This window comes from Pseudomonas sp. HR1, from assembly GCF_030175875.1.
GTDB lineage: Bacteria > Pseudomonadota > Gammaproteobacteria > Pseudomonadales > Pseudomonadaceae > Chryseomonas > Chryseomonas oryzihabitans.
Window position 1 is genome coordinate 79,981 of sequence record NZ_JASNRF010000005.1, and the last position, 20,581, is coordinate 100,561.

At 67.3% G+C, this 20,581-nt stretch carries 17 protein-coding genes; 5 read left to right on the forward strand and 12 right to left on the reverse strand.

The genetic code is table 11. The features are described from left to right. Positions 1-99: 99 nt before the first annotated feature. On the forward strand, positions 100-495 hold the full coding sequence (locus QKY98_RS18165; protein ID WP_007161577.1) for an acyl-CoA thioesterase: 396 nt from the start codon (positions 100-102) through the stop codon (positions 493-495). Here QKY98_RS18165 and QKY98_RS18170 read toward each other — a convergent pair. The 12 genes from QKY98_RS18170 to QKY98_RS18225 all read right to left on the reverse strand — a co-directional run bounded on the left by QKY98_RS18170 (position 479) and on the right by QKY98_RS18225 (position 16,248). Beyond that, on the reverse strand, positions 479-3,253 hold the full coding sequence (locus tag QKY98_RS18170) for a response regulator (RefSeq protein ID WP_044341973.1): 2,775 nt from the start codon (positions 3,251-3,253) through the stop codon (positions 479-481). The two genes, QKY98_RS18165 and QKY98_RS18170, sit on opposite strands and share 17 nt — an antisense overlap. A 94-nt stretch (positions 3,254-3,347) precedes the next feature. Next, positions 3,348-4,631 (reverse strand): phosphoribosylamine--glycine ligase, encoded by a 1,284-nt coding sequence (gene purD / locus QKY98_RS18175; RefSeq protein ID WP_042136596.1) that lies wholly within the window; start codon positions 4,629-4,631, stop codon positions 3,348-3,350. A gap of 90 nt (positions 4,632-4,721) precedes the next feature. Then, entirely contained in the window at positions 4,722-6,314 is a 1,593-nt protein-coding gene (gene purH / locus QKY98_RS18180; RefSeq protein ID WP_044341972.1) for a bifunctional phosphoribosylaminoimidazolecarboxamide formyltransferase/IMP cyclohydrolase, read from the reverse strand. A gap of 66 nt (positions 6,315-6,380) precedes the next feature. Then, positions 6,381-6,698, reverse strand: coding sequence for a DNA-binding transcriptional regulator Fis (fis, locus tag QKY98_RS18185; RefSeq protein WP_026083845.1), 318 nt, complete (start codon positions 6,696-6,698; stop codon positions 6,381-6,383). Then, the gene (gene dusB, locus QKY98_RS18190) at positions 6,695-7,687 is read right to left on the reverse strand and encodes a tRNA dihydrouridine synthase DusB (protein ID WP_169854720.1); all 993 of its coding nucleotides are present in this window, start codon (positions 7,685-7,687) and stop codon (positions 6,695-6,697) included. Before dusB ends, fis begins: the two co-directional genes overlap by 4 nt. Before the next feature lie 155 nt (positions 7,688-7,842). Then, positions 7,843-9,288: a DUF3426 domain-containing protein gene (locus QKY98_RS18195; RefSeq protein ID WP_169854719.1), complete on the reverse strand. Its 1,446-nt coding sequence runs from the start codon at positions 9,286-9,288 to the stop codon at positions 7,843-7,845. A gap of 108 nt (positions 9,289-9,396) precedes the next feature. After that, entirely contained in the window at positions 9,397-10,272 is an 876-nt protein-coding gene (prmA, locus tag QKY98_RS18200) for a 50S ribosomal protein L11 methyltransferase (RefSeq protein ID WP_108582354.1), read from the reverse strand. Between the two features lie 94 nt (positions 10,273-10,366). Continuing rightward, the gene (accC, locus tag QKY98_RS18205) at positions 10,367-11,713 is read right to left on the reverse strand and encodes an acetyl-CoA carboxylase biotin carboxylase subunit (RefSeq protein ID WP_027598936.1); all 1,347 of its coding nucleotides are present in this window, start codon (positions 11,711-11,713) and stop codon (positions 10,367-10,369) included. 16 nt (positions 11,714-11,729) lie between these two features. Continuing rightward, positions 11,730-12,197, reverse strand: coding sequence for an acetyl-CoA carboxylase biotin carboxyl carrier protein (gene accB / locus QKY98_RS18210; RefSeq protein ID WP_007161586.1), 468 nt, complete (start codon positions 12,195-12,197; stop codon positions 11,730-11,732). Positions 12,198-12,250: 53 nt separating this feature from the next. Then, the gene (gene aroQ / locus QKY98_RS18215; protein WP_007161587.1) at positions 12,251-12,697 is read right to left on the reverse strand and encodes a type II 3-dehydroquinate dehydratase; all 447 of its coding nucleotides are present in this window, start codon (positions 12,695-12,697) and stop codon (positions 12,251-12,253) included. Between the two features lie 116 nt (positions 12,698-12,813). Further along, complete coding sequence (gene dsbD, locus QKY98_RS18220; RefSeq protein WP_284671361.1) at positions 12,814-14,577, reverse strand: protein-disulfide reductase DsbD; 1,764 nt, start codon at positions 14,575-14,577, stop codon at positions 12,814-12,816. A gap of 51 nt (positions 14,578-14,628) precedes the next feature. Beyond that, positions 14,629-16,248 carry a response regulator gene (locus QKY98_RS18225; RefSeq protein WP_017641054.1) on the reverse strand — a complete coding sequence of 540 codons (1,620 nt, stop codon included), beginning with the start codon at positions 16,246-16,248 and terminating at the stop codon, positions 14,629-14,631. A 268-nt stretch (positions 16,249-16,516) separates the two neighbouring features. Between QKY98_RS18225 and QKY98_RS18230 the strand changes: the two genes are divergently transcribed. The 4 genes from QKY98_RS18230 to speA all read left to right on the forward strand — a co-directional run bounded on the left by QKY98_RS18230 (position 16,517) and on the right by speA (position 20,572). Next, the gene (locus tag QKY98_RS18230; protein WP_007161590.1) at positions 16,517-17,533 is read left to right on the forward strand and encodes a DUF2333 family protein; all 1,017 of its coding nucleotides are present in this window, start codon (positions 16,517-16,519) and stop codon (positions 17,531-17,533) included. Beyond that, entirely contained in the window at positions 17,533-18,084 is a 552-nt protein-coding gene (locus QKY98_RS18235) for an NUDIX hydrolase (protein WP_284671362.1), read from the forward strand. Before QKY98_RS18230 ends, QKY98_RS18235 begins: the two co-directional genes overlap by 1 nt. A gap of 143 nt (positions 18,085-18,227) precedes the next feature. Then, complete coding sequence (locus QKY98_RS18240) at positions 18,228-18,572, forward strand: translation initiation factor Sui1 (RefSeq protein ID WP_007161592.1); 345 nt, start codon at positions 18,228-18,230, stop codon at positions 18,570-18,572. Between the two features lie 86 nt (positions 18,573-18,658). Beyond that, positions 18,659-20,572, forward strand: a complete 1,914-nt coding sequence (gene speA, locus QKY98_RS18245; RefSeq protein WP_007161593.1) for an arginine decarboxylase — start codon at positions 18,659-18,661, stop codon at positions 20,570-20,572. Positions 20,573-20,581 lie beyond the last annotated feature (9 nt).

Consider the following 20,581-nt stretch of genomic DNA (forward strand, 5'->3'; position numbering starts at 1 on the left):
GATAAACCCAAAGGGTGGCGCTCTGCCTCATGTCGACCGGAATCTACCGCGCGCACCCTGATCTGATGTCTCAAGACCCCGGGAATTCAAGGAGCCCTGATGAACTTCCATACCCGCAAGTGGGTGAAACCCGAAGACCTCAACGCCAATGGCACCCTGTTCGGCGGCAGCCTGCTCAAGTGGATCGACGAGGAGGCGGCGATCTACGCCATCGTGCAGCTGGAAAATCCCAAGGTGGTGACCAAGTACATCTCCGAGATCAACTTCATCAGCGCCTCGCGCCAGGGCGACATCATCGAACTGGGCATCACCGCCACCGAGTTCGGGCGTACCTCCATCACCCTCAGATGCGAGGTGCGCAACAAGATCACCCGCAAGAGCATCCTCACCATCGACAAGATCGTCTTCGTCAATCTCGACGAGGAAGGCAATCCGGTGCCGCACGGCAAGACCGAGATCACCTACGTCAAGGACAGGTTCAAGGAGTCGCCTTGAGGCCCGCGCGGGTCACGTCCAGCCGCCGTCGCTCGGCCCAGTAGAGCAGCAGTTCGCGCAGCTGCGAGAGTTCGATCGGCTTGCCCATGTGGCCGTCCATGCCGGCCTCCTGGGCGCGATCCTTGTGCTCGGCGAGGATGTGGGCGGTGAGGGCCACCACCGGGGTGCGCGACCTATGATTCTGCTGTTCCCAGGCGCGTAGCCGGCGGGTGGCGCCGAAGCCGTCCAGCAGCGGCATCTCGCAATCCATCAGGATCAGGTCGTAGGTGTTCTGCTGGAGCTTTTCGAAGGCTTCCAGGCCGTTGCTCACGGTGTCGGGTTCGACGCCGAGCTTCTTCAGCATGCCGCGGATCACCTTGACCGAGATGCTGTTGTCCTCGGCCACCAGCACGCGGAAATCGCTGGGGATGCCGCTGGGCTGTTCTTCGGGCTCGGGTTCGCTGACCCGCTGGCCGCGGCGCGACAGCTCGTCCGCCAGGGTCGCCCTGAGGGTATAGCCGGCCACCGGCTTGGCCAGCACCCGCTTGATGCCGGCGTTGCGGGCGATGACCTTGCTCGGCGCATTGCTCAGGCCGGTGAGCATGATCAGCAGCAGGTCGTGGTTGAGATTCTCGTCTTCGTTGATGCGCGCGGCCAGCTGCATGCCGGTCATGCCCGGCATCTGCTGGTCGAGCAGCACCACGTCGAAGTATTCCCGCAGGTGCGACTGGGTGCGCAGCAGGGCCAGGGCTTCGCGTCCGGACGCGGCGGTGACCGCCTGCATGCCCCAGGCGCTGCACTGCTGCTGCAGGACCTTGCGGCAGAGCTCGTTGTCGTCGACCACCAGCACCCGTACGTCCTGCAGTGGATAGTCGCTGTCGCCGCGCGACAGCACCAGCGCCTGGGCCGGGATGGGCAGGCTGATCCAGAAGCTGGAACCGCCCTCGGCGTTGTTCTGGATGCCGAAGTCGCCCTGCATCAGCAGCACCAGCTGGCGGGCGATGATCAGGCCGAAATCCAGGCTGTCGGTGTCGCTGGCGAGGAAGTCGCGGCGGTCGAGGTGGGTGGACAGCAACTGGCGACTCAGGGCCGCATCCAGCGGGGTGCCGCTGTCCTGCACCGAGATGCGCAGGCGCGGCGGCTGGCCGGTGGCCTCTTCCAGGGAGATCACCAGCAGGATCTCGCCTTCCTCGGTGCGCTGGAAGGCGTTTTCCAGCAGGTTGAGCAGGATCTGGCGCAGGCGGGTCGGGTCGCCGATGAAGCGGCGGGGCACTTGGGGCTGGATGAAGCTGAGCAGTTCGACCCGGTGCTCCTCGGCGCGCGGCCTGAAGATGTCCAGGCAGTCGTCGAGCAGGGCATTGAGGTCGAAGGTGACCTCTTCCAGCTCGATCTGGCCACTTTCCAGACGGGTGATGTCGATGATCTCGTTGATCAGGTTGAGCAGTTCGGCACCGGCGCTGTGGATGGTCTGCACATAGTCGCGCTGCTTGGCCGACAGCGCCGTGCCCTGCAGCAGCTCGGTCATGCCCAGCACGCCGTTCATGGGCGTGCGGATCTCGTGGCTGATGCGCGAAAGGAATTCGGCCTTGCCCTTGAGCTCCGCATGGTTGGCCGCTCTGTCACGGGTACGGGTGAAATGCTCTTCGCGCAGATAGCGACGGCGCTCCTCCAGGGCCAGGGTGAGCAGGATGCCGCTGAACATGCAGCTGGCGATCAGGCCGCGGCCCATCCACACCGGCGGATTGGCGTAACCGGCCAGGATCGGCAAGGCGATCAGTCCGGCCAGGGCCAGCAGGGCGCAGCTCACCACCAGCAGCCGCGCATAGCGGGCACCCTGGTGCCAGCGCTCAAGGGCGATGCTCAGGCAGGCGAACAGCGCCAGACCATTGACCACCATGAGCCAGTCGCCGATATAGAACTCGCCGGCGGCGATGCGCACCACGGCGGCCAGGGCGACCAGCGCCAGCAGGCCCCTGAGCGTGCGGCGGATCCACAGCGGCAGTCGCCGCCAGCCAAAGAAGGCCCCCACGAAATTCAGCCCGGCGGCGCTGCAGGCCAGCACCGACAGATCGGTCAGCAGCGGCGTCTGGCCCTTGAAGCCGCCCAGGAAGAACTTGCTCAGCCCGAAAATGTTCAGGGCCACGCAGACCAGCATCACCAGCAGCAGGGTGAGGGCGCTGGTGGCGCGACTGCGGTGATAGAGCAGCTGGGCGCCGTTGTACAGCGCCAGCATGGCCAGGCAGCCGAGCAGCACGCCGAACATCACCAGCCGATGGGTGACCTCTGCTTCGGCACTGCTGCTCAGGGTCAGGGCGATCCGCATCGGCTGGGGCGATTCGAATCTCAGGAAGAGGTCGAGCGGCTGGTCGCTCTGCGGAATCGGAAAGACGAAGTCGCGACTGAGTTGCTGCGGATTGAGCAGCGGCCGCGACAGGCCATCGCGGATCTCGCTGAGCAACTGGTCGTCGCGATAGGCGAAGAAGTCCAGATAGCCGACATTGGGCGAAATGATGCGCAGCAGGCGCTGCTGGGTGTCGGGCTGGATGCGGGTGTGCAGCCAGAGCGCCCCGGGGCCGGCGGGGCGGTGGGCGCGGGCGGTGGTCAGCGGCTTGAAGGCGGACAGCCGGTCACGGACGTCGTCGAGCGAGAATTCGCCGGTGGCGTCCTCGTATTGCGCCCAGCCCGCATCCGGCGAATTCTCGGCCTGCACGGAATTGGCCACCAGCAGCAACAGCAGCCAGCTGACCACAAAGCCTATGGCGATCCAGAGCCGGTGCACGAGAGTTCCCTTCGCAAATGCGGACGTCGAGTATAGATCAGCCCGTCACGTCTGTTGACGTAACAGTGTAACAGGCTGATCCCTTAGGCGAGCTTCACTGTCGCTCGCGGGCGATGGCGCGGTAGCCGATGTCGCTGCGGTAGAAGCAGCCCTTCCAAGAGATTTCCTGGGCCAGCGCATAGGCGTTCTGCTGGGCGGCGGAGACCGTTTCGCCCAGGGCCGTGGCGCACAGCACCCGACCGCCGGCCGTGACGACCTGACCATCGCGCAGGCTGGTGCCGGCGTGGAACACCTTGCCCGGCAGCGCCGCGGCGGCTTCGAGACCGGCGATGGCGTCACCCTTGGCGTAGTCGCCCGGATAGCCGCCGGCGGCCAGGACGATGCCCAGGCTCGGACGCGGATCCCAGCAGGCTTCGATCTTGTCGAGCGCCTCGGCCAGGGCGGCCTCCACCAACAGCACCAGGCTGGACTGCAGGCGCAGCATTACCGGCTGGGTCTCGGGATCGCCGAATCGGCAGTTGAATTCGATGACCTTGGGCGCACCGCTCTGGTCGATCATCAGGCCGGCATAGAGGAAGCCGGTGTAGACATTGCCTTCGCTGGCCATGCCGGCCACGGTGGGCTCGATGATCTCGCGCATGACCCGCTCGTGGACCTCGGGGGTCACCACCGGCGCCGGGGAATAGGCGCCCATGCCACCGGTGTTGGGACCGCTGTCGCCGTCGCCGACGCGCTTGTGATCCTGGCTGGTGGCCATGGGCAGGACGTTCTTGCCATCGACCATGACGATGAAGCTGGCTTCCTCGCCGTCGAGGAATTCCTCGATCACCACCCGCGCCCCGGCGTCGCCGAAGGCATTGCCGGAGAGCATGTCACGCACGGCGTCCTCGGCTTCGGCGAGAGTCATGGCGACGATCACGCCCTTGCCGGCGGCCAGGCCGTCGGCCTTGATCACGATGGGCGCACCCTGCTCGCGCAGATAGGCCAGGGCCGGCTCCACCTCGGTGAAGTTGGCGTAGGCGGCGGTGGGGATCTGGTGGCGCGCCAGGAAATCCTTGGTGAAGGCCTTGGAGCCTTCCAGCTGGGCCGCACCGGCGGTGGGGCCGAAGCAGGGCAGGCCGCGGCTGCGGAACAGGTCGACCACGCCGGCCACCAGCGGCGCCTCGGGGCCGACGATGGTCAGCTCGACGTTGGCGGCGGCAAAGTCGGCCAGTTGTTCCAGGGCCAGGACGTCGAGGGCGACGTTCTCGCACTTGGCTTCGGTGGCGGTGCCGGCGTTGCCCGGGGCCACATAGACCTTGGTGACCCGGGTGTCCTGGGCGACCTTCCAGGCCAGGGCGTGTTCGCGACCGCCGCTGCCGATGATGAGTACGTTCATGCAGTGTTCCTCTCGGGCGGCCGCAGGGTGGCGTCCGCACTTTGAATTGGAGCGACGGCGAGGCGCGTGCGGCCTCGCCGTGACGGGTCCTTAGTGGCGGAAGTGGCGCATGCCGGTAAAGACCATGGCGATGCCGGCTTCGTCGGCGGCGGCGATGACCTCGGCGTCGCGCATGGAGCCGCCCGGCTGGATCACCGCGGTGATGCCGTTGGCCGCGGCGTTGTCGATGCCGTCACGGAAGGGGAAGAAGGCGTCCGAGGCCATGACCGCGCCGGCCACGGCCAGGCCGGCGTGCTCGGCCTTGATGGCGGCGATGCGCGCCGAGTTGACGCGACTCATCTGGCCGGCGCCGATACCTACGGTCTGCTGGCCCTTGGCGTAGACGATGGCGTTGGACTTGACGAACTTGGCCACCTTCCAGGCGAAGATCAGGTCCTGCAGTTCCTGCTCGCTGGGGGCGCGCTGGGTCACCACCTTGAGGTCGGCGGCGGTGATCATGGCGATATCGCGGCTCTGCACCAGCAGACCGCCATTGACGCGCTTGAGGTCCAGGCCGGGCTTGCGCTCGGCGGGCCACTCGCCGCATTCCAGCAGGCGGACGTTGGCCTTGGCCGCGACGACGTCGCGGGCCTCGACACTGACGCGCGGGGCGATGATCACCTCGACGAACTGGCGTTCGACGATGGCGCGGGCGGTCTCGGCGTCCAGTTCGCGGTTGAAGGCGATGATGCCGCCGAAGGCCGACTCGCTGTCGGTGGCATAGGCCAGTTCATAGGCCTGGCGGATGTCGCCGGCCACGGCCACGCCGCAGGGGTTGGCGTGCTTGACGATGACGCAGGCCGGCTCCTCGTAGCTCTTGACGGTTTCCAGGGCGGCGTCGGTGTCGGCGACGTTGTTGAAGGACAGTTCCTTGCCCTGCAGCTGGGTGGCGGTGGCCACGCAGGCCTCGCTGGCGTGCTCGACATAGAAGGCCGCCTGCTGGTGCGGGTTCTCGCCGTATCTCATGTCCTGCGCCTTGATGAACTGGGCGCTGAAGGTACGCGGGAAGGCGGCGCGGCCTTCGGTGGACAGGGTCTCGGCCTGCTGGTCGATGCTGCCCAGGTAGTTGGCGATCATGCCGTCGTAGGCGGCGGTGTGCTCGAAGGCCTTGAGCGCCAGGTCGAAGCGCTGGGCATAGCTCAGGCCGCCGGCCTTGAGGTCGTCGAGGATGGACGCGTAGTCGCTGGCATTGACCACGATGGCGACGTCCTTGTGGTTCTTGGCCGCGCTGCGGACCATGGTCGGACCGCCGATGTCGATGTTCTCGATGGCGTCGGCCAGGCTGCAGCCGGGCTTGGCCACGGTGGCGGCGAAGGGGTAGAGATTGACCGCGACCAGGTCGATCGGGCGGATGCCGTGCTCGCTCATGACCTCGTGGTCGATGCCGCGGCGGCCGAGGATGCCGCCGTGGATCTTCGGATGCAGGGTCTTGACGCGGCCGTCCATCATTTCCGGGAAGCCGGTGTAGTCGGCGACTTCAACCGCCGGGATGCCTTCGTCGCGCAGCAGCTTGTAGGTCCCGCCGGTGGACAGGATTTCCACGCCGATGGCCGCGAGTTCACGGGCGAAGTCGACGACGCCCGTCTTGTCGGACACGCTGATCAGCGCACGGCGGACGGGGAGGCGAGAGGTCTGGTCGGTCATGGTCATGTCCATCAGGAGGAGAGAGACCGCCGGTCAAGCCCCCTGGGCCGCCGGCGATGAGGCGGATCAGAGCAGGTCGTATTGCTTGAGCTTCTTGCGCAAGGTGCCGCGATTGAGCCCGAGCATCTCCGATGCCTTGGTCTGGTTGCCCTTGACGTAATTCATCACGCTTTCGAGCAGGGGTGCTTCCACTTCGCAGAGCACCATGTTGTAGACGTCGGTCACCGGCTGCCCATCGAGGTGGGCGAAATAGTTGCGCAGCGCCTTTTCCACGCTGTCGCGCAGCGTCTGGCCCTCCTGCAGGGGAGCGGTCAGGTGCTGCTTGAGGTCGCCGTTGTCACTCACGGGCGCTGTTCCAGTCAAAGTCTCGGTCATCGAATTCATGCCACCTGCTTCCCGATCTGGGGCTGCGCGAAGAACGCGCGAATGCTGGCGTGCTGGGCTTGGGTATCTTGCAGTCGGTTGAACTGGGCGCGCGATTCCGCGGCGCCCGGCCGGTCGGCCAGGTACCAGCCGACGTGCTTGCGGGCGATGCGCACGCCCATTTCCGGGCCATAGAAGGCATGCAGGGCGTCGAGGTGCTCCAGCAGGATGGCCTCCACCTCGGCATCGCTCGGCGCCGCCAGGTGCTCGCCGGTCGCCAGGTAGTGGGCGATCTCGCGGAAGATCCAGGGGCGGCCTTGGGCGGCGCGGCCGATCAGCAGGCCGTCGCAGCCGGTGTGCTCGAGCACGCGCCGGGCCTTTTCCGGGCTGTCGATGTCGCCATTGGCGAACACCGGGATATCGACCGCCTGCTTGATCGCGGCGATGGTGTCGTACTCGGCGGCGCCCAGGAACCTGTCGTCACGGGTGCGGCCGTGCACGGCCAGTGCCTGGATGCCGGCGGCTTCGGCCAACTGCGCGATGCGCAGGCCGTTGCGATTCTCGGGATTCCAGCCGGTGCGGATCTTCAGGGTCACCGGAACGTCCACCGCGGCCACCACGGCGGCGAGGATCTCGGCCACCAGGACCTCGTCCTTCATCAGCGCGGAGCCGGCGGCCTTGTTGCAGACCTTTTTCGCCGGGCAGCCCATGTTGATGTCGATGATCTGGGCACCCAGTTCGACATTGCGCTGGGCCGCTTCGGCCAGCATCGCCGGATCGCCGCCGGCGATCTGCACCGAGCGCGGTTCCTGCTCGCTGGCGTGGATCAGGCGCAGCCGCGACTTGCGGCTGTCATAGAGCCGCACGTCACTGGTCACCATTTCCGACACGGCCATGCCGGCGCCGAGTGCCAGGCACAGGCGCCGGAAGGGCAGGTCGGTGACCCCGGCCATGGGCGCGAGAATCAGCGGATTGGGCAAGGTATAAGGGCCGATGCGTACCATCGACATATCTTTTTCCCTGGCGAATAGGCGCCTGTTCCGCCTGCGCCGGAAACCGGCCGCGGACAGGGGCTGCTGTGCTTGAAAAGGGTTGGGAATGATACCCGCTCGCCGCCTCCGGATAAAGCGCGAGTTGGCTAGTTTATGAGCAATTCGCCCTGGCGCTACTCCGGCGAGAAGAAGCTCAGGCTGTAGTTCACCGCGCGCGGACCGGGGTCGAGAATGTCCAGGGCGATGTGGATCGGCGTCTGCGGCGGCATCTCGTCCTGGCCCTTGAGCTCGCCGTTCAGGTACTCGCCGGGCTTGAAACGGCGGCTGGCGAGCAACTGGCCGTTGAGGTCGGCGAAGCGCAATTCCAGCAGCGGAAAGGGCTGCGAGAAGGGCGCCCGGTTGTAGAGAATGGCATCGACGCGCAGGGCTCCGGAAAACTGCGGATGGCTGCGCACCACCAGGTTGCTGCTGCGGATCTGCTGGACATCGACCTTGGACGGCACCTTGCAGCCCAGGCTGGCGCAGGCCTGGACGAACAGCGGGCGATAGCTGTCCTGCCGCGCCAGTTCGTCGAAGTGGTAATAGACGTACTGGCCGGCCAGGCCGAGCAGCGCCAGCAGGCAGAGCAGGATCCACAGCAGGCGGCGACCCCAGTGCGGGCGCCGTGGCTGGCTGTCCAGCTGCAGCGGATCGTCGTGCAGGTCCAGCAGGGGATCGTCCTGCCATTCCGGTTCGCTGCGCAGGGCGGTCGTGGCCTTGGCCGGCAGCGGCTCGTCGTCGCCGTCGCGTGCGGCGCTGAGGGGTTCGGCAACGGGCTCCTGCCAGTCGTCGAGCCGACCCAGGCCGGGCTCGGCGCGTTCGTCGTCGTCGGCTTCGACCCGCCCGAGTGCCGGCTCCTGGCGTTCACGCGGGGGCGCGGTGGTGAGGGGCGCGGGCGGCGTGGCCGGGGCGGGCTTGAGCGGGGCGCGGGTGGCCGCGAGCGGTGCCACAGGTACGGCCGTCGGCACGGGAGCGATGTCCGGCTCCGGCCGGGCCTCCACGGCGGGCTCAGGCTCGGGCTCGGGCTCCGGTTCCGGCTCGGCGGCGGGAAGCGGCAAGGGCGCGGGCTGCGGTTCGAACTCGACCTCGGGTTCGGCCGGCAGGCGCAGGGATTCCGGCTCGGGTTCGCGCTCGGCCGAGGCGGCGCCGAGCGACGGCAGTTCGAAGGGGTCTTCGTCGTGCTGGGGGCGATGGGCCGCCAGGCCCTGGACCGGTGCCGGTTCTTCCCGCGGCGCGGCCACGGCGGGCGGCGTTGCTGCTGCGGAAGGTGCTGCCGGCGCGCGGCGCTGTTCTTCCAGGGCGCCCAGACGGGCGACCTCGGCGTCCAGCTCCAGGTGGCTCAGGTCCAGTTCGTCATGGGGCCAGGCCGCTTCGCTGGGCGTCGGCGCCGGTTCGGCCACGGGCGCAGGTGGCACGGGCATGGGCTGCGGCGCCGTCAGGGGCGCGGCCTGGTTGCTGGCGTTGAACACTTCCAGGCAGACGCCACAGCGTACGTCGCCGTCCGCGGCAGCCAGGTGTTCCTGGGTGACGCGGAAGCGGGTATGGCAATGCGGACACTGGGCGACGAGGGATTCGGTCATGGCGAGGCGACAGCCAGGGAGTGAAGCGCGCTAGTGTACCCGAAGGCCCTGGCGAAAGAAGGGCCTCCACCGGGCCGCCGGGTGAGCGGACCGGTGGCGGTGCGCAGGTCAGCGACGACGGGTGCCGCTAATGCGTACCCAGCCGTCCAGGGTGGCGGTGGGTTCCAGGTCGAAGCAGCCGGCATAGGCGGCGCGCACGTCCTCGGCCTGCTCGGCGAGGATGCCGGAAAGGGCCAGGCGACCGCCGATGCGGGTCAGGCGGGTGATCTGCTCGGCCAGGCCGACCAGCGGACCGGCGAGGATGTTGGCCACCACCACGTCGGCCGGCTCGCCTGGCAGATCGACGGGAAGGTACAGCGGAAAGCGTGCCGGGTCGATGCCGTTGCGATTGGCATTCTCCCGCGAGGCTTCCAGGGCCTGGACGTCGATGTCGGTGCCCACGGCGCGCTCGGCGCCCAGCAGCAGGGCAGCGATGGCGAGGATGCCCGAGCCGCAGCCGAAATCCAGCACCTGCAGGCCCTGGACCGGTTCGCCGTCCAGCCACTGCAGGCAAAGCGAGGTGGTGGGATGAGTGCCGGTGCCAAAGGCCAGGCCCGGATCCAGCAGCAGATTGACCGCCTCGGGTTCCGGGGCCTCGTGCCAGCTGGGCACGATCCACAGTCGCTGGCCGAAACGCATGGGCTGGAAGTTGTCCATCCAGCTGCGTTCCCATTCCTGGTCTTCCAGGCGCTCCACCTCGTAGACGAGGCCGTTGGCCAGGAGCTGCACGCGCTGCTCCAGGGCGGCGGCGTCGGTATCACCTTCGAACAGCGCCAGCAGGTGGGTCTGGGACCACAGCGGGGTGGTGCCGAGATCCGGCTCGAAGATCGGCTGGTCCTCGGCGTCCATGAAGGTCACCGAGACGGCGCCCAGTTCGAGCATGAGGTCTTCGTAGGTTTCCGCCTGGGCGGGGGTGAGGGCGAGGCGGACTTGCAGCCAGGACATGGTGGGCTACCTGAATCGGGTCAAAGCGGGGAGGGTAAATGAAAACGGGCTGCCCGAGGGCAGCCCGTTCGCTGAATCAGAGCTCGTCATGCACTCAGTGGCGCAGGCCGAGCTTCTTCTCCAGGTAGTGGATGTTCACGCCGCCCTGGCCGAAGGCCTGGTCGCGGGTCAGCATCCGGTGCAGATCGGCATTGGTCTTGATGCCGTCGACGATCAGCTCGTCCAGGGCGTTGCGCATCCGGGCCATGGCCTCGTCGCGGGTCTTGCCCCAGGTGATCAGCTTGGCGATCAGCGAATCGTAGTTCGGCGGAACCTTGTAGCCGCTGTACAGGTGCGAATCCACCCGCACGCCGTTGCCGCCCGGTGCATGGTAGTGCTTGACCAGGCCCGGGGAAGGCATGAAGGTCTTGGGATCTTCGGCGTTGATCCGGCACTCGATGGCGTGACCGGTGATCTTGATGTCTTCCTGCTTGATCGACAGCGGGTTGCCCGCGGCGATGCTGAGCATCTCCTTGACGATGTCGACGCCAGTGATCATCTCGGTCACCGGATGCTCCACCTGCACGCGGGTGTTCATCTCGATGAAGTAGAAGCGACCGTCTTCGTAGAGGAACTCGAAGGTGCCGGCGCCACGGTAGCCGATGTCGATGCAGGCCTTGACGCAGCGTGCCAGGACTTCTTCGCGGGCCTTCTCGTCGATCTGGGGCGCAGGCGCCTCCTCGATGACCTTCTGGTGACGACGCTGCAGCGAGCAGTCGCGGTCATAGAGGTGCACGGCGTTGCCCTGGCCATCGGAGAGCACCTGGACTTCCACGTGACGCGGATTGCCGAGGAATTTCTCCATGTAGACCATGGAGTTGCCAAAGGCGGCGCCGGCTTCGGTCTGGGTCAGCTTGATCGACTTGATCAGCTCGGCCTCGTCCTCGACCACGCGCATGCCGCGACCACCACCGCCACCGGCGGCCTTGATGATCACCGGATAGCCGACTTCGCGGCCGATGCGCAGGCACTCGGCCTCGTCATCCGGCAGGGCGCCGTCGGAGCCCGGCACGGTGGGCACACCGGCCTGCTTCATGGCGTTCTTGGCGGACACCTTGTCGCCCATCAGGCGAATCACGTCGGCGGTGGGTCCGACGAAGGCGAATCCGGACTGCTCCACCTGCTCGGCGAAGTCGGCGTTCTCGGCGAGAAAGCCGTAGCCGGGGTGGATGGCGGTGGCGCCGGTGACTTCCGCGGCACTGATGATGGCCGGGATGTTCAGGTAGGACTGGGGCGAGGGGGCCGGGCCGATGCACACCGATTCGTCGGCGAGGGACAGATGCATCAGTTCGCGGTCGGCGGTGGAATGAACCGCCACCGTCTTGATGCCCAGCTCCTTGCAGGCACGCACCACGCGCAGGGCGATTTCCCCGCGGTTGGCGATCAGGACTTTTTCCAGCATCGTGGGCTCCACGGGCTTAGACAATGGTGAACAGCGGCTGGTCGAATTCGACGGGCTGACCGTTCTCGACCAGCACCTGGCCGATGGTGCCGCTGGCTTCGGCTTCGATGTGGTTCATCATCTTCATGGCTTCGACGATGCACAGGATGTCGCCTTTCTTCACCTGCTGGCCGACTTCGACGAAGGCCGGGGTGGTGGGCGAGGAGGCGCGGTAGAAGGTGCCGACCATGGGCGAACGAGCCACGTTACCGGTCAGTTGCGGCGCGGCGGCTTCGCTGGCGGGTGCAGCGGCAGCGGCCGGCGCGGCAGCCGGGGCCGGGGCGGCGACCGGAGCGGGGGCAGCGGCGTAGACGGTCTGCATGCCCTGGCCGCGGCCGGTGTTGCGGCTGATGCGGACGGATTCTTCGCCTTCGCGGATTTCCAGCTCGTCGATACCGGACTCTTCCAGCAGCTCGATCAGTTTCTTGACTTTACGGATGTCCATTGGCGTTGGCTCTCCCCTCGGGTTCTGGTGATGTTCTGGATATTGAGTCGCGCTCAGCCGCGGGCGGCGAGCTGTTCGCAGGCGGCTTCCAGGGCCAGGCGATAGCCACTGGCACCGAGCCCGCAGATGACACCGACCGCCACGTCGGAAAAATAGGAGTGGTGGCGGAAGGCCTCGCGCTTGTGCACGTTCGACAGGTGCACTTCGATGAATGGGATGCTCACCGCGAGCAAGGCGTCACGTAGGGCGACACTGGTATGGGTGAAGGCAGCCGGATTGATGAGGATGAAATCCACCCCTTCGTCACGCGCGGCATGGATGCGTTCGATCAGCAGGTGCTCGGCGTTGCTTTGCAGGTATTGCAGGCGATGCCCCGCCGCAGTGGCGCGGGCTTCGAGATCGGCGTTGATCTGGGCCAGGGTGGTGGCCCCGTAGACGCCCGGCTCGCGGGTGCCCAGGAGATTCAGGTTGGGCCCGTGCAGTACCAGCAGATGCGCCATAGCCACTTGCCTCGCGATTTCGCAACCAGATTGGCCGCGGACTATGCCGCAACCGGAGGTGACTGTCCAGTCGCTAGACGTTTGCCGGAAATGCCCGCACGTTGGGCGAAATTCTTTTAATCGCTGGCGATAAGCCTTTTTGCTTCACCGAGTCGGGCGAGAAAACCCGCGGCGTCGATTTCGCCGACGATGCGCGCCTGGGTCTGCTCCTGGCCACTGCCGGCATAGAACAGGATCGCTGGCGGACCGAACAGTCCCTGCCGTTCCAGCCACTGCCGCTGTTCCCGGGTGCTTTGCGTCATATCGAAGCGGATCAGCGTGAAGTCGCGCAAATGCGCCTGGACCTCGGGATTGCCGAACACCTCGCGCTCGATCAGCTTGCAACTGATGCACCAGTCGGCATAGACGTCCACCAGCACCGGTCGCCCCTGGCCGAGACGGCTGGCCAGGGCCGCCGGATCGCTGAGGCTGTGCATGACGTCCGCGCGGCCGGCCACGGCGGGCGCCGCGGCGTCGCCCAGCGGTCGCAGGGGATCGCTGGCCCCGCGCAGGGCGCCGATGCCGGCGGCCGCGCCATAGACCACCAGGGTCAGGCCGGCCAGTTGCAGCAGCCGCTGACGGGGTGGCTTTGGTACGAATTCCAGAGCGCCGAGAAACAGCCCGACGCCGGCCGCCAGCAGGCCCCAGGCGGCCAGCGCCAGCGGCCCCGGCAGCAGCCGTTCGAGCAGCCACAGGGCTACCGCCAGCAACAGGACGCCGAAGGCATTGCGCATGCCCACCAGCCAGGCGCCGCTGCGTGGCAGCAGGGCGCCGCCACCGGCGGCGATGAGGATCAGTGGGGTACCCATGCCCAGGCCCAGGGCGAACAGCGCCAGTCCGCCGCCGAGCCAGTCGGCGGTGCTGCTGATATAGAGCAGCAGGCCCGCCAGGGGCGCCGAGACGCAGGGCGAGACGATCAGGCTGGAGAGCACGCCCAGGGTGGCCGCGCCGCCCAGGGAACCGCCGCGGGTGCCGCTGGCCAGCTGCTCCAGGCGCTCGCGCAGGACCGCCGGCAGGCGCAGCTCGAAGAGACCGAACATGGCCAGGGCGAACAGCGCGAACAGCGCGGCGAAGGGAATCAGCACCCAGGCCGACTGCAATTGCGCCTGCAGATTGAGACTGGCGCCAAAGACGCCCATGAGCGCGCCCAGGGCGGCGAAGCTCAAGGCCATGGGCACCACATAGGCCAGCGCCAGCAGCAGGCCACGTCCGGGGCGCGCCTTGCCGGCCAGAACCACCGCCGAGACGATGGGTAGCATCGGCAGGACGCAGGGGGTGAAGGTCAACCCGAGTCCGGCGAGAAAGGCCAGCAGGATCCTGTGCCAGCCCAGCTGATCTGGGACGGGTGCGGCGGCCGCCGGGGTCGCCGTGGTCGCCAGCGCAGGGCCGGCGATGTCCAGGGTGCGGGTTTCCGGCGGATAGCAGAGGCCGCGATCGGCGCAGCCCTGGTAGGTCACCTTGATCTGGCCGCCACGGTCGGGCGCCAGGGGCAGGGGGATGTCGACGCCGGCGTGATAGACCTGGACGTCGCCGAACCATTCATCGTGCTTGGGCTCGCCGGGCGGCAGGGCTACCGGCGCGGTGAGCAGGCCGGGGTCGGCGTCGAAGGCGAAGCGTTGCCGATAGAGGTAGTAGCCCTCGGCGATGGTGAAGCGCAGCTGGGGACGGCCCTCGGCGTCGCGGCGCTGCTCCAGGCGAAAGGCCTGATCCACCGGCAGGAATTGCTGACTGGGGCGCTGACCGTCCAGGCCCAGCGCGGCGCTCGGGCGCGGCGCATCGAACAGCCCGGCAGTGGCGGGCAAGGTCAGCAGCAGGGTGAGCAGGAACAGCAGGACACGCATGGGCTTCTCGGCGATCGGCAGCGGCCGATCATAGCAGAGGCATCTGGCTGGTCAGTCCTGGCCGTACTGGCGTACGCAATTGCGTCCCGCATGCTTGGCGGCATAGAGGGCTTCGTCCGCCTGTTTGGCCAGCGCGGGCATCTCCTGGCCGGGCTGCAGCTGCGCCACGCCGGCGCTGAAGGTGCAGCTGAGTTCCTTGGGCGGCGCCGGATAGTGGATCTCGGCGAAGCGCTGGCGGATCTCGTCGATAAGGCGGGTGGCGGTGGCCAGGTCGGTGTCGGGCAGCACGATGGCGAATTCCTCACCGCCATAACGGCCGATGTGGTCGGACTTGCGCAGGCGCTGCTTGAGGAACAGCGCCAGGCTCTTGATCACCCGATCGCCCATGGGATGGCCGTAGTGGTCGTTGACCTGCTTGAAGTGGTCGATGTCCAGCATGGCGAAGGTGATCGGCCGCTGGCTGCGCCGGGCGCGGAAGCAGGCGTCTTCCAGCAGCTGCAGGGTGTGGGTGTGGTTGTACAGGCCGGTGAGGCTGTCCTGGACGATGCGCGCCTGCAGGCTGCGCGCCCGGGCCGCGCGGGTACGCACCGTGGCGATCAGGTGGCGCGGCTTGATCGGCTTGGTGAGGAAGTCGTCGCCGCCCTCGCTCATGGCGTCCAGCTGCTTGTCGAGGTCGTCCTCGGCCGACAGGTAGATGATGGGCACGCTGACATAGCGCTCGTGCTGGCGGATGACCTTGGCCAGCTCGGTGCCGGTGCACTCGGGCATGTACATGTCGAGGATGATCAGATCGGGCACGAATTCGGCCAGGTGCGCCATCACCGCGCCGGGTTGCATCAGGGTGCGGGTGACGATGCCGGCGCTGTTGAGCGCCATTTCCGTGGCCATGGCCTGGGCGCGGGAGTCGTCCACCACCAGGGCGCGGATCGGATCGTAGTAGACGGTGCGGGTGAGGGTCTCGATCTTTTCCAGTAGCCGCGCCGAATCCAGGGTGCCGGTGTAGAACTCCTGGCCGCCGGCGCGCACCGCGGCCAGGCGAAAGGGGGTGTCGGCTTCCTGGTGGCTGTAGAACAGCACCGGCAGCTTGCGCTCCAGACCGGTCTGGGCCTCCAGCGCCAGCTGGATGCCGGCACCCGCGCCGCCGAAGTCCACGTCCATGACGATGACCGCCGGGTGCCGGCTGTCCATCATCGCGCGGAAGTCGTCGGCGCCGTGGATGATCTGGATGGTGACGCCGAAGTATTCCATCTGCTGCGCCAGGCGCTCGGCGCGCTCGGTGTCGAGCAGGGCGATGTAGATCGGCTTGCGCAGCGGCGGCAGGCTGGTGGTTTCCAGCTGGTCACCCTGGCGCAGTCCGGTGCGCGACAGGCTCTGCATGGCCAGGCTGAGTTCGGTGATGGCCTGGCTGTTGAGACGGCCGCGATTGGCGGCGACCTGGGCCAGGGAGGCGCCGATGGCCTCGGCGAGCTCGGCATGGCCCTGCTGCTCGAAGCGCTTGGCGTATTGCAGCAGGCGTGCGTTGGCGTCGGTCAGCTCGACCAGGCTGCCGGCCGTCCACTCGTCTCGTTGCAGCCGTTGCCAGATCTCCAGCACCTGGCGCGACTGGTGGATGACCCGTTGCGCGAAGTGCAGCTTGAGGCGGTCCCGGCTCGGATCATCTGGTTCGCTCACGAATTGTTCCGTCATTCTTGAGGTGGTGGCCCTATGCTACCAATTGCTGGCGAGCAGGGGAGAGGCGGTACCCTGGTTAGCGGCGGCTATGCCGCTCGCATGGACACTGTCGGTCGCTTCTGGAGTAGCGTCCGTCGCCTGTTACCCTAGTCTCGGAAGTGGCTGCCCGGGTGCCTGGCGCCCGCGTCGGCCGCCAAGGCTGCGCAACCGGCGCCGCGGGCAGGGGTCCAAGCGCCAACACCTTTGAAAACATTGCAAGGAATTGCCCATGCGGGAGTGGAACTTGAGGTCGGGATGGCTCCGGCTGGTGGCAGTGCTGGTCGCGCTCTACCTGCTGGTCACCCTGGCGATAGGCTGGTACTGGAGTCGCGAACCGGATTTCTTCCCGGTGCAGCAGCATGCCCAGGAGGCGGCCGCGGCCAGCGGGCGCAAGCTGGTGCTTGGCTACACCACGGTCGAGACCCTCAAGCAGGTGGCCGGTACCCTGCTGGACAAACCGGGTGGCTATCTCTCCAACGACATCTTCCCGCCGGGCCTCTGGCTCGACGACATGCCGTCCTGGGAATACGGCGTGCTGGTGCAGACCCGCGACCTGGCGCGCGCCCTGCGCAAGGACTTCGCCCGTTCCCAGTCGCAGTCCACCGAGGACGTCGACCTGGCCCAGGCCGAGCCGCGCTTCAACTTCGACAACCACAGCTGGGCCATGCCCTCGTCGGAATCGGAATACCGCGCCGGCATCGCCTCCCTGGACCGCTACCTGGCGCGCCTGGGTGGCCAGAATGCCCAGGGCCAGCCCACCGCCTACTTCTATTCGCGTTCGGACAACCTGCGCAACTGGCTGGGTGACGTCGAGACCCGCCTGGGTTCGCTGTCCCAGCGGCTGTCCGCCAGCGTCGGTCGGGTTCGCCTGGACGCCGAGGTGCGGCCGAACCAGGACATCCCCGCCGGCCAGGTGCCGGAGGTGCACGAGCAGCGCGTCGAGACGCCCTGGCTGCAGATCGACAACGTCTTCTACGAGGCCCGCGGTCAGGCCTGGGCGCTGTCGCACATCCTGCGCGCCATCGAGGTCGACTTCGCCGACACCCTGGCGAAGAAGAACGCCACGGTGAACGTGCGCGAGATCATCCGCGAACTGGAAGCGGCGCAGCAGCCGGTCTGGAGTCCGATGATCCTCAACGGCAGCGGCTTCGGCATCCTGGCCAACCACTCGCTGGTGATCGCCAACTACATCTCCCGCGCCAACGCCGCCATCATCGACCTGCGCCAATTGCTGGAACAGGGCTGATGACGCCGGACGCTCGCGAAGCGGCGCATCGCGCCGCCTCCGACCGGGAACGGGTGGTCTGGGTCGATCGCGACGACCGCATCCAGGGTGAATTGCCGCGGGCGGAACTGCGTGCCCGCGGCCTGATCGGTCGCTGCACCTTCATCCTCCTGTTCAATGATGCCGGCGAACTCTGCGTGCACCGGCGCACCCTGAGCAAGGCGCTCTACCCGGGCTACTGGGACGTCGCCGCCGGCGGCATGGTGGCGCCGGGCGAGAGCTATGCGGAGTCCGCCGCTCGCGAGCTGGCCGAGGAACTGGGCGTCAGCGACGTGCCCCTGCGCGCCCATGGCACCTTCTATTTCGAGGAGCCGGGCAATCGCCTCTGGGGCGGCGTGTTCAGCGCGCGCTGGAACGGTCCGTTGCGGCTGCAACCGGAAGAGGTGCTGGAGGCGCGCTTCCTGGCCCCGGCGGCCATCCTCGACGACGCGCGTCAGCGACCCTATTGCCCGGATTCGCTGGAAGCCCTGCAGCTGGCGCTCAGCCGCGCGGATGTCGCATCCCTGCCTTAATTTCTCGCATTCGCGCCTTAGCATCCGCGGACGATGCTGCTACATTGCGCGGCCCCGGACCAGCGCGGCCCGTGCCGGCCGGCGCTGCGTCCAAGGCTTCCTCCAGGCGCCCGGCGCCTGAACCCGACTGGGAGGACCGTCCCTTGAGCAAGAAAACCTCGTCGCTGTCGGATCTCAGCCGGCTGGTGTACTCCACCGACGTCGGCCGCATTCGCCCGGAAGAACCCCAGGCCGCGGCTCCGGCGGGCGACGGCATCGCCCGGGTGCGCCGCGAGACCAAGGGTCGTGGCGGCAAGACGGTGACCACGGTCAGCGGCGTGCCCTTGGGCGAGGAAGCGCTCAAGGACCTGGCCAGCGCGCTCAAGCGCCGCTGCGGCACCGGCGGGGCGCTCAAGGATGGCGTCATCGAGATCCAGGGCGACCATGTCGACCTGTTGCTCGGCGAACTCGAAAAACGCGGCTTCAAGACCAAGAGATCGGGCGGCTAGGCCAGGCCTTCCAGCCCCCGCGTACAACTTACCGCCCCTGGCGGCGGTCCATCCAAAGCAAGATTCCCTACAGGAGATTCCCGCGAATGTCCCCACGACGCACGCGCAAAGATGACGGCAGCCAGTGGACCGTGGCGGACAGCCGCAGCGTCTATGGTATTCGCCACTGGGGTGCCGGCTACTTCGCCATCAGCGACGCCGGCAACGTCGAAGTCCGCCCCCACGGCCCGGACGGCCAGCCGATCGACCTCCATGTGCTGGTCGGCCAGCTGCGCGAAGCGGGGCTGTCGCTGCCGCTGCTGGTGCGTTTCCCCGACATCCTCCAGGGCCAGGTGCGCCACCTGACCGGTGCCTTCGATCGCAACATCGAGCGCCTCGACTATCAGGGCCGCTACACCGCCCTCTATCCGATCAAGGTCAACCAGCAGGAAGCGGTGGTGGAAAACATCATCGCCACCCGTGACGTCTCCATCGGCCTGGAAGCCGGCTCCAAGCCGGAGCTGATGGCGGTGCTGGCGCTGGCGCCCAAGGGCGGCACCATCGTCTGCAACGGCTACAAGGACCGCGAATTCATCCGCCTGGCGCTGATGGGCCAGAAGCTGGGCCACAGCGTCTTCATCGTCATCGAGAAGGAATCCGAGGTCCCGCTGGTGATCGAGGAGGCGGCCGAGCTCAAGGTCACGCCCCAGGTCGGCCTGCGCGTGCGACTGTCGTCCCTGGCGTCGAGCAAATGGGCCGACACCGGTGGCGAGAAGTCCAAGTTCGGTCTCTCCGCCGCCCAGCTGCTGTCGGTGATCGAGCGCTTCCGCGCCGCCGGCCTGGAGCAGGGCGTGCGCCTGCTGCACTTCCACATGGGCTCGCAGATCGCCAACCTGGCCGACTACCGCCAGGGCTTCCGCGAAGCCATCCGCTACTACGCCGAGCTGCGCGCCCTGGGCCTGCCGCTGGACCACATCGATGTCGGTGGCGGTCTGGGCGTCGACTACGACGGCACCCACTCGCGCAACGCCAGCTCGATCAACTACGACATGGACGACTACGCCGGTACCGTGGTCGGCATGCTCAAGGAATTCTGCGACCAGCAGGAGTTGCCGCATCCGAACATCTTCTCGGAAAGCGGCCGGGCCATGACCGCCCACCACGCCATGCTGGTGATGCAGGTCACCGACGTCGAGCGCCACAACGACAGCGTGCCGGCCAGCGAGCGCTTCGAAGGCAAGGCCGAGGTGGTGCAGTGGCTGGCCGAACTGCTCGGCGACACCGATCCGGAGATGGTCACCGAGACCTACTGGCGCGCCACCCAGTACGTCAGCGAAGCCGCCGCCCAGTACGCCGCCGGCACCCTGAGCCTGAGCGACAAGGCCCTGGCCGAGCAGTGCTACTTCGCCATCTGCCGTCGCCTCTACAACCAGCTCAAGGCGCGCCAGCGTTCCCACCGCCAGGTGCTCGACGAACTCAACGACAAGCTGGCCGACAAGTACATCTGCAACTTCTCGGTGTTCCAGAGCCTGCCCGACACCTGGGCCATCGACCAGATCCTGCCCATCGTGCCCCTGACCCGCCTGGACGAGGAGCCGGTGCGCCGCGCCGTGCTGCAGGACCTGACCTGCGACTCCGACGGCAAGATCAAGCAGTACGTCGACGAGCAGAGCATCGAGACCAGCCTGCCGGTGCACGAGGTGCGCGAGGGCGAAGACTATCTGCTGGCGGTGTTCCTGGTGGGCGCCTATCAGGAGATCCTCGGCGACATGCACAATCTGTTCGGCGACACCGATTCGGTGAACGTCTACCAGGACGCCGACGGCAGTGTGCGCCACGGGGGCATCGAGACCCACGACACCATCGAGGACATGCTCAGGTACGTGCACCTCTCGCCCGAGGAGCTGATGACCTACTACCGCGACAAGGTCGCCAGTGCGCGCCTCACCGCGCGCGAGCGCACCCAGTTCCTCGACGCCATGCGCCTGGGCCTGACCCGTTCCTCCTATCTCGCCGGCTGACGAAGCGAA

Coding starts and splice junctions, on each gene's coding strand:
- purH (WP_044341972.1), bottom strand. CDS start 6,314: ATGACCGACCAGACCTCTCGCCTCCCCGTCCGCCGTGCGCTGATCAGC.
- speA (WP_007161593.1), top strand. CDS start 18,659: ATGTCCCCACGACGCACGCGCAAAGATGACGGCAGCCAGTGGACCGTG.
- accB (WP_007161586.1), bottom strand. CDS start 12,197: ATGGACATCCGTAAAGTCAAGAAACTGATCGAGCTGCTGGAAGAGTCC.
- QKY98_RS18195 (WP_169854719.1), bottom strand. CDS start 9,288: ATGACCGAATCCCTCGTCGCCCAGTGTCCGCATTGCCATACCCGCTTC.
- prmA (WP_108582354.1), bottom strand. CDS start 10,272: ATGTCCTGGCTGCAAGTCCGCCTCGCCCTCACCCCCGCCCAGGCGGAA.
- dusB (WP_169854720.1), bottom strand. CDS start 7,687: ATGTCGATGGTACGCATCGGCCCTTATACCTTGCCCAATCCGCTGATT.
- QKY98_RS18230 (WP_007161590.1), top strand. CDS start 16,517: ATGCGGGAGTGGAACTTGAGGTCGGGATGGCTCCGGCTGGTGGCAGTG.
- dsbD (WP_284671361.1), bottom strand. CDS start 14,577: ATGCGTGTCCTGCTGTTCCTGCTCACCCTGCTGCTGACCTTGCCCGCC.
- accC (WP_027598936.1), bottom strand. CDS start 11,713: ATGCTGGAAAAAGTCCTGATCGCCAACCGCGGGGAAATCGCCCTGCGC.
- purD (WP_042136596.1), bottom strand. CDS start 4,631: ATGAACGTACTCATCATCGGCAGCGGCGGTCGCGAACACGCCCTGGCC.
- fis (WP_026083845.1), bottom strand. CDS start 6,698: ATGAATTCGATGACCGAGACTTTGACTGGAACAGCGCCCGTGAGTGAC.
- aroQ (WP_007161587.1), bottom strand. CDS start 12,697: ATGGCGCATCTGCTGGTACTGCACGGGCCCAACCTGAATCTCCTGGGC.
- QKY98_RS18235 (WP_284671362.1), top strand. CDS start 17,533: ATGACGCCGGACGCTCGCGAAGCGGCGCATCGCGCCGCCTCCGACCGG.
- QKY98_RS18165 (WP_007161577.1), top strand. CDS start 100: ATGAACTTCCATACCCGCAAGTGGGTGAAACCCGAAGACCTCAACGCC.